Annotated in this window: 2 protein-coding genes; both read right to left on the bottom strand. The window is 52.9% G+C overall.

Annotated features, from left to right (window positions below):
• Positions 1-151: 151 nt before the first annotated feature.
• Positions 152-751 (bottom strand): helix-turn-helix domain-containing protein, encoded by a 600-nt coding sequence (locus tag HK11_RS11395; RefSeq protein WP_086555454.1) that lies wholly within the window; start codon positions 749-751, stop codon positions 152-154.
• A gap of 165 nt (positions 752-916) precedes the next feature.
• The gene (locus HK11_RS11400) at positions 917-2,371 is read right to left on the bottom strand and encodes a hypothetical protein (protein WP_086555455.1); all 1,455 of its coding nucleotides are present in this window, start codon (positions 2,369-2,371) and stop codon (positions 917-919) included.
• Between the last annotated feature and the right edge of the window lie 282 nt (positions 2,372-2,653).

The raw sequence follows: 2,653 nt of genomic DNA on the forward strand, positions 1-2,653 counted from the left end.
TCCGCTTTGTCGACCGGGATTTCTGGCGGCAGATCGTCCTGAACCTGCCAGTTGTGCATTTTGCGGGAGATTACCACGGACCGCTGTTCTGAGCCAGAGTCGATGAGCCTGTCTCCGACTGTCCCGGTTCGTCTGGGCAATATCGCGCGTTTCATGAGCGCGTATCCACAACAGGAGTGCCGATAGTCTTCTGTCTGAAAGTAATGGATCTCTGAATGTGATAATGAATACTTTCAGTTACTATAAAACGCGATCTGCCTATTTTTATCGTTACGATCCTGCCTGATGCAGCAAGTCTGTATGCTGACCTGCGTGAAATACTGAAGCTGCTGCTGACTTTTGAAATAGAAAGAAGCACCGGAACGCTGCTGCAGGACACCATAAAGTTTCTAAGCCAGCCTGCATTCTGATCAATCGAAGACTGTTCTTTCACCTGCCTGAGAATAAAGTAACGTACAGAACGCGATGTAATCAGCCTACGACCCGCAATACGACATGATGAAATATCGCCAGAGCCGATAAGTCTGTATGCTGTTTCACGTGAAAATCCGAAGAATTCAGCACTCCTCCCGGTTCTGATTGCTTCTGGAAAATCGACTATTTCCTGCATCGTTCTGCTTTCAACCTGCACTTTGTTGAAGGTAGCTTCGATCCAGGCACTGGAAATAAAAATTGCAAAAACCGTTTCAATTTTCGGAATCGAAACGAACAATGATGCGGCATGATGTGCACGGCCTGCCGCTCCGGTCACATCGCACTCGTATTGCCTGCACTTATTCTACGAAAAACAGACTGGAGAGAGATTTTCCGTTTCCGGGACCGGTCGGGCCGCTTTGCGGGAAAAAAAACTGAATTCTGGCTTCAGGCCGCTCCAGGCACACGGCGGTTCCTGTGCAGCATGAGCTGCGTCAGGAGTTCATTCCGGCTTGCTATTCTGCGGTTCATAATCACGCAGTATATCAAGAATTTTTTTGGGAAGTGGTGGAAGAATCAGAGCCGGAGATTTCATGTGCGCAGGTTTTTCTTTTTCTCCCATGTCCGTTGCTACCGGGGAGGCATCCGGAGAAGCTGGCTCGGGAGCAGCCATACCTGCCTTGTCAGCGGCGTCTTCTGTCCAATCATCATACAGGTGTGGATCATAAGTGTAACCATAGACCGGGTCCTGCCGTGCAATGGATCCGCCATCCCGCATGATATCCAGTTCGTGCACGATCACCTCTGGCAGAGAAAGATCACTCAGCAGCCACACGATATCCGAACCCTCGAGCAGAGTCCGGCTTCCCGGGGCGGAAGGCTTTTTCAGACCCCAGTCCTGAAACCACAGCGCATAACCAAGAGTCGCCCGGGTCATACCCTCATCCCGCGGATCGTCCATGAAACTTCGGCTCGCTGTCAGACAGCCAGGATCGGTTTCACATGTCGGGCGGTAGGGAGGCCACACGTTGTCCGTGGGATGTATCGGCAGATAGGCACGGCAGGCCAGAACATCCATGGCGGCAAGAATATGCGCGACGGGTCCGAAATGTTTTTTTATTTCGTCAAGTGTACGTTTGCTGAGATGATTCTTTTCTCTCTTGCTGGCTTCCCATTTCTCGCTGGCATCCAGCTGCTCGATTGCTTCCCATTTCTCTCTGGCTTCTCGTTTTCTCTTTCTCAGCATGCGCGAGGGGGTGGAGGGCTCCATTACATAATCATCAACAGTGCTGAACGGATCAATCCCCCTGCGGCCCGTCTGAAACACGGACAGGCAACGCTCCCACGATATGGGTATGTCGGGATGATGCAGCGACAGACGGGCAGCGATATGTAGCGCCCGGCCAATGTAGCGGCATCCCTCTTCAATGATGGTGGCCCGGATCGCACTATATTTTGAAAAACCGTACCGTGGCATGGTCGTTTTCAGCCTCGCGCCGATATCGACAATCTGCATCTGCAACTGCCAGAGATGATGCTCCTGATAGAGGTTCTGGAGTTCGAGAGCCTTGTCGAGACTGGAGAGCGGCTGTGCATGAATCTGGTCGTGCAGTTTCCGCCTGACCGATCCAAGATCATCCAGCGTCTGGAGGTCGAACGGCCTGAGAAAATCCAGGAACTGCCGCCCCGATGTGCGCAGGCAAGCCAGTAACTGCAGATGATGCCGTTCCAGAAGCATCATTTCCAGATGGAGACAGTCGTCCGTGACGGGAGATGACCTGTCACGGCTATCGGAGCACATGGTGCTGTGTTTCTGTATCCTGCTCCGGCGCCCGGCCGTAAAATTCCTTTCGGCAGCGACGAGAAGACCTTGAAGAACAAAATTGTCGCTCTCGCGCAGTCGGTTGGAATCGAAGAAAACCCGAGTTTTTTCTGACGTTTTTCCCGTTTCACTCATGGACAGAATCCTTCTCCCGCAGCCCGGTCAGTCCGTCGGATCCGGTCCGCTTCTCCTGCGTGATGACTTCCGTGCGACCATGTGCAGTTCCTGCCGACGGATTCTGATGCTGTCATGATCCGCCGGCCGCGTCCGACGCGCAAAACGCGCCAGCAGAAGACGGTCGCACACTGCGCAAACAGCTTCAACGTCAAAAGCCGCAAGCGCCTCGGACAGCACCTGGAGGGTTCGAAGAACCGTTGGTTGATGCGCTTGGTTCGTGATTTCAGGCTTTTGGCGATT

This window comes from Acetobacter sp. DmW_043 (assembly GCF_002153485.1).
Lineage (GTDB): Bacteria > Pseudomonadota > Alphaproteobacteria > Acetobacterales > Acetobacteraceae > Acetobacter > Acetobacter thailandicus.